This is a genomic window from Bacillus cereus group sp. BfR-BA-01441 (assembly GCF_022663075.1).
In the GTDB taxonomy this organism is placed as follows: Bacteria; Bacillota; Bacilli; order Bacillales; family Bacillaceae_G; genus Bacillus_A; species Bacillus_A cereus.
Map to the genome: position 1 here is coordinate 1 of NZ_JAKUEU010000153.1, position 5,838 is coordinate 5,838.

The following is a 5,838-nucleotide window of genomic DNA, read 5'->3' on the forward strand; positions in this document are numbered from 1 at the left end:
GGCATATAATATTGCGAATTCATATAAGGCTGCTGCTGTGGTTGATTCATGTATGGTTGCTGAGCTTGTGATTGTTGAGCTTGATTCACATAAGGTTGCTGCTGTTGTGGTTGTTGAGCTTGATTCACATAAGGTTGCTGCTGCTGTTGTGGTTGTTGAGCTTGATTCATAAAGGACACTTCAAACGGTTGATAATAATTTTGATTTCCATAATAAGGCTCGAAAGGATACATATTATACCGTAAATATGTATCCGTATTATATTGGTACATATTTTGCTGTGCATATGGATTCGTTTGCTGATATAAGTTAGGTTGTTGAAACATGCATTCTCTCCTCCTTCACATAAGTTTCTACATATATAATATGTACCTATAAAATAATATGTGTGATGGAGTATCTGTCTATTTTTGTCGGAAGTTTAAATTTTTAAAAAATTAAAAAAGAAAACCCTTCCATGCTATGATAATGAAGAAGAAGATTCTCATGGGGGAGGAATCAACATGGTATTAGGGGATTTAAAACAAGCGTTTTCTCAAAAAAAGGGGTATTGCACAGAGAATGCAAATGAATTATTAGACTTTGCGAGACATTGGTATCTCGAAGGAAAAATATGCATTTCAGATTATCGAACATTAATAAAAGAATTAGAAATAAACGGCGCAACAAAACCTACAACAATGACAGAAGCATAAAAATAACAAGAGGGCTCTCCCTCTTGTTATTTACATTGCTCAACTATATTTTGCAAAGTATACGAAATGGCTTGGTGTGTTTCAAAGAATCGTTTACCTTTACCTTTATTTACAAAGCATTGCAACACATTCGTTTGTAAATTATCATATACTTGATCAATTTGCTGTACATGTATATATTTTGGCTTTTCTTCTTTAATCCACTTATAAGCTAATTCTTTCCACTTCTTTAATTCCTCATCTACCATATCTACAAACGGTTTCATATCCTTATAAAAGTCGTATTCGGTTAGTTCTCTCTTTTTTACATTCGCTTCATTATTATACTGCATGAGTTTTTCTGAAGACTGTATTAATGCTTCATTCTTCATTTCTTTCCCACCTTATTATGCACTCACTACGACGTTTTGAAATGTCTTTACCCAATTCCCTTTCTCTTCGTGATGCACTAATTTATTTTCCATATGTTCAATATGCATTTCTGTTATTTCTATCTTATTGCATATTTTTTCACTCGCATCCTTTAATGCATGATTCATTCTAATCCCTATATTCATTTCCAGCAAATCGAGAGAACTTAACATTTGATCCATTTTTTTCATTACATCTTCCTTCTGAACCATCGCCATATACAAAACGCCTCCTTCTTTGCTTTTCCTTTGTCATGTAATTTCGCCGAATGATTCACCACTCCTGCCCACATGACAAAACTAGTTGTTATTCGTCAAAGAAATCATTTCGTATGTCATTTATAGAAATGGTAACAATACAAAAAGGAGGTGTATTACAATGGCAAAGAACAAAAATGAAAAAAAGAAAAACCAAAACAAACAACAAAATAAACCCGAGACTGGCAATCCAAAGCTAGATGGTCCAAACTTCCCTGCTACATAAAGCGAGACTTTATTACGAACAGTTAAATTTCAAGTCACCCTTAATCTCCTACTAGCATTACGTTTTGAGATTAAAGTTGTAGCACACATAGCAGGATTGTTTCAAATTAAGAAGTCCCGTCTTCAAAATGGAAGACGGGACTTCTTTTTTATTATATCATGAACTCATCCATCCTTTTAGCAAAACGATTTGCGATAGATAGCCTATAGATTTGTTCTCTCTTTCTTCTATACCATTCTGTTATATTAACTTCCCCTTTAGGTTCTTCAGGTACAAATAGCACATTCATTTTCATATTTGCACAAAACCAATCTCTCATTTTTATTTCTTCATGTAAAATAACAGGATAAATATCTCTAAGTGTTGGCGTATAAGACTTTCGAGTTTCCTTTGCGTAAACTTCATAATCTTCTCTAGACCCAGTATGTGTAGTTTGCAATGCAAACTTATAAAACGAACCATTATAAATTGGATGAAACAATAACCATGCTAATTTTTTTCCTAGTTCTATGCGCTGTTGTAACGTTTCAAATTGATAAACCGAAAATCCATACATTCTTCCTTCAATTGTTGGGAAGATAACTGCACTAATATGAAGTCTTTCTTGCACTTTAAAAAGTGCAGTATGGAATACATGTTTTTTAAAATATGTGTTCTCAATGACTGGTTTTTGAATTTTATTTTGTTCATTTATAATAAGCGCTGTCATAAGCCTATTCATATCTCTTCTTTCCCAGAAAAGTAACCATTCTTTTTCCATAAAAATTGATACGTTGAAATATTGCAACAAATGAAAGAGAGGTGCACGTCTCTTCTTACTTTCCTCATACAATAATAGCTGAGGAAATGCATCTAAAAAAATAATCCAATTAGCCTGTTCGTACAGAATAAATAAATGTTTTTTTACTGTTCTAGGTAAAACAGTAGCATAATATCTCCCTTCTAAATCAGTCATATTCCAGCCCGCATTTCTCGAAACCATACTCGCTAAAAAGGCCCACCTGATTTCACTATTTCTTAAATAATATTCTTGATAAGATTGTGTCCGAGAAATATTGTCCACATTAGCTATTTCTGTTTTCTTTTTAATATTGTGAATGATTGCTTTTTCTTCCTCTGTACAAAAATTTTTTTCTCGATTTTGTTTCATTTTCATATAATCATTCCATGTAAACATAAATAAGTCATCATACCTTTCATCAAAAAGGTCACATCTTTTTTCATTTTTTGATATAATCACCTTTGTAAGTAATTCTTAGCAAGTTGGGGGTGGACACACTATGACCATTCGTTACCCAAATGGAAAAAGGTATAATCAAGCTTCACAACCTCAAAAAACACCTATAAAAACACATACTTATAGTAATAGAGGTATGTCCCTTGAAGAGGAATTAAATGAAACAAATCAATATTACTTAACCCATAATATTGCATGTGTACATAAAAAGCCTACACCTCTTCAAATTGTAAAAGTAGATTACCCCGCTCGAAGTGCTGCAGTGGTAAAAGAAGCGTATTTTAAACAACCTTCTACAACAGATTACAACGGTGTATACAAAGGGAAATACATCGATTTTGAAGCAAAGGAAACAAAAAATAAAACTAGTTTCCCACTTCAAAACTTCCACCTTCATCAAATTGAACATATGAAGCAAGTGGTTGCTCATAATGGAATTGCATTTGTTATTATTAAATTTACACTTTTTGATGAATTTTATTTACTAGATGCAAAACATATTATTGCATTTTGGAATCGTCAAAATACTGGTGGACGCAAGTCGATTACGAAAGAAGAAATAGAAGAGCATGGATCCTTATTATCATGCGGTTATCACCCTCGGATTGACTATATCCGTGTACTAGACATGGTTTATTTTTCGTGATAGAGTCATCACTAAGGCTCTTTTTTCGACTTTTGGGGGAGAGAATGAAAGGTAGGAGAAAGTATAATGTCAGATAATTATCGTTCTCGTACAGAACGAAATCATGTGAAAAATCAAGAGAAAAAAACACATAAAGAAGAAAAACCAAAGAAAAAAGGCTCCTTTTTCAAGAAATTTCTTATAGGTTGTCTACTTCTTGGTATCGTTGGTCTTGTAGCCGGCGTTTCCGCTTTCTTTGTTATGGTAAAGGATGCTCCAAAATTAGACAAGGCCAAACTTGTTAATCCTTTATCAACAAAGTTTCTTGATAAAAACGGGAATTTCTTCTATGAATACGGTGCTGAAAAACGAACACACGTTACTTATGATCAAATTCCAAAAGTAGTTGAAAATGCATTCCTTGCAACTGAGGATTCGCGTTTCTATGATCATAATGGAATTGATTTTAAACGAACTACAAAAGCAGTTATGGAAAATGTCACTGGTGGTTTCGGTTCCCAAGGTGGTAGTACGATTACACAGCAAGTCGTTAAAAACTACTTTCTAACGATGGACAAAACTGCTAAAAGAAAAGTACAAGAATGGTACTTATCTTACAAATTAGAGCAACAATACTCTAAACATGAGATTTTAGAAATGTACTTAAATAAGATTAATTTAGGTAACCGTTCATACGGTATTGCGACAGCAGCGCAAAAATATTATGGTAAAGATTTAAAAGACTTGCAATTACATGAAGCTGCTATGCTCGCTGGTTTACCCCAAGGTCCAAACATTTATGATCCAACAAAAAAGGAAAATGTTGAACGAGCAACAAATCGTCGTAATGTCGTATTATCATTAATGAATCGACATGGTTATATAACAAAAGAAGAAATGAATAACGCCGTTAAGATCCCAGTAACTGAGGGCCTTCAACCGTCTTCAGAAGTAACTGAGATGAAGTATCAAGCATTTTTAGATGCGGTTGTAAAAGAAGTTGAAAAAGAATATCCTGATGTAAATATCGGTTCAGATGGTTTAACGATTCATACAACACTTGATCAAGATGCTCAAGATTACGCTGAAAAAATTATGGATGGTAATCTTATTAAGTATCCAAACGATCAATTCCAAGGATCATTCGTATTTATGGATACACAATCTGGAGAAGTTCGAGCAATTGGTGCTGGACGTAAAGAAAATAAGTCCACTTTCAAAGGTCATAATATGGCAACTGATTTAAAACGCCAAGTTGGTTCAACAATGAAACCAATTTTCGACTACGGTCCAGCGATTGAGAATCTTCAATGGTCTACTTACCATCAATTAAATGACTCTGAATATACTTATTCGGATGGCACAAAGATTAAAAATGCTACAGGGAGTTTTAAAGGTGACGTTTCACTTCGTGAAGCATTGAAGAAGTCATTAAACATCCCGGCTTTAAAGACAGCTCAAACAGTTGGACTTAATAAATCAAAAGAGTTTGCTGAAGGTTTAGGCATGACATTTGAAAATGGAGTACATGAATCTACTGCAATTGGTAGTAACGATAGTTCTCCATTAGCAGTAGCAGGTGCATATGCAACCTTCGGTAATAGTGGTAACTATAATAAACCACACTTCGTAAAAGAAGTAACCTTCCCGGACGGGAAAAAGAAAAGCTTTAAACCGAAAGAACAACGCGCTATGCAAGACTATACAGCTTACATGGTAACTGACGTTCTTCGTGACGTAGTAAAACCTGGTTCTGGTGGTACAGGACCAACAGCATATGTTTCAGGTGTTGACGTAGCGGGTAAAACTGGAACGCAAAACTTTGATGCAAAAGATTTAAAGAAATACGGCATTCCAGCTGATGCAAACAGGGATAGCTGGTTCGCTGGATATACACCACAATATACGATGGCTGTATGGACTGGTTACGTAAAGAATGGTCCAGAAAACTACATTAGTGATCGTTATACTAAAATTGCACAGCAAATGTTCCAAGTAATGATGAGCAAATTCGCTACAGATAAATCTCGCTTTGAACGTCCTTCTTCTGTACAAGAAATAAACGGAGAATTATACGTAAAAGGTGCGAAAAAAGATGCAATTAAACAAATTAAAGTAGATGCCCCTAGTGGTCTGAATGTCACTTTTGATGGCGCTAGCACAGTTACACTAAACTGGTCTGGACCAGCAGAAGTCGATGCATATGCAGCCAGCTATAAAGCAACTGATGGTTCAAGTGGTAGCCTATCAATAAGTGGTACGACAGCTACTCTTGGTGGTATTAAACCAGGTGTTACTTACAGCTTCTCTGTAGTAGCGAAAAAAGGCACTGGAACAAGCCCAGCAGTTGGTGCATCCTTCACTGCGCCTGGCGGAACTCCAGATGC

At 34.8% G+C, this 5,838-nt stretch carries 7 protein-coding genes and 1 pseudogene; 4 read left to right on the plus strand and 4 right to left on the minus strand.

Annotated features, from left to right (window positions below; translation table 11 throughout):
* Positions 1-326: pseudogene (locus MR107_RS28965) on the minus strand (YppG family protein); the annotation flags it as partial.
* A gap of 177 nt (positions 327-503) precedes the next feature.
* Between MR107_RS28965 and MR107_RS28970 the strand changes: the two are divergent.
* On the plus strand, positions 504-695 hold the full coding sequence (locus MR107_RS28970; protein WP_000242652.1) for a YppF family protein: 192 nt from the start codon (positions 504-506) through the stop codon (positions 693-695).
* 26 nt (positions 696-721) lie between these two features.
* Here MR107_RS28970 and MR107_RS28975 read toward each other — a convergent pair whose 3' ends face one another.
* Together MR107_RS28975 and MR107_RS28980 are read right to left on the minus strand one after the other, a co-directional pair.
* Positions 722-1,066 (minus strand): YppE family protein, encoded by a 345-nt coding sequence (locus MR107_RS28975; RefSeq protein WP_000786939.1) that lies wholly within the window; start codon positions 1,064-1,066, stop codon positions 722-724.
* Between the two features lie 15 nt (positions 1,067-1,081).
* Positions 1,082-1,324 carry a hypothetical protein gene (locus tag MR107_RS28980; protein ID WP_001252036.1) on the minus strand — a complete coding sequence of 81 codons (243 nt, stop codon included), beginning with the start codon at positions 1,322-1,324 and terminating at the stop codon, positions 1,082-1,084.
* Positions 1,325-1,409: 85 nt separating this feature from the next.
* Here MR107_RS28980 and MR107_RS31780 point away from each other — a divergent pair, with 85 nt between their 5' ends.
* Complete coding sequence (locus tag MR107_RS31780) at positions 1,410-1,589, plus strand: hypothetical protein (RefSeq protein WP_001987054.1); 180 nt, start codon at positions 1,410-1,412, stop codon at positions 1,587-1,589.
* Between the two features lie 151 nt (positions 1,590-1,740).
* On the opposite strand, the gene MR107_RS28985 is transcribed toward MR107_RS31780, so the two are convergent.
* Positions 1,741-2,766: a DUF2515 domain-containing protein gene (locus MR107_RS28985; protein ID WP_000495658.1), complete on the minus strand. Its 1,026-nt coding sequence runs from the start codon at positions 2,764-2,766 to the stop codon at positions 1,741-1,743.
* A gap of 103 nt (positions 2,767-2,869) precedes the next feature.
* Between MR107_RS28985 and recU the strand changes: the two genes are divergently transcribed.
* Both recU and MR107_RS28995 read left to right on the plus strand, forming a co-directional pair.
* Positions 2,870-3,472: a Holliday junction resolvase RecU gene (gene recU / locus MR107_RS28990; protein WP_000155598.1), complete on the plus strand. Its 603-nt coding sequence runs from the start codon at positions 2,870-2,872 to the stop codon at positions 3,470-3,472.
* Between the two features lie 66 nt (positions 3,473-3,538).
* Positions 3,539-5,838 (plus strand): PBP1A family penicillin-binding protein (locus MR107_RS28995; protein WP_242293073.1); only part of this gene is annotated, 2,300 nt, incomplete at its 3' end.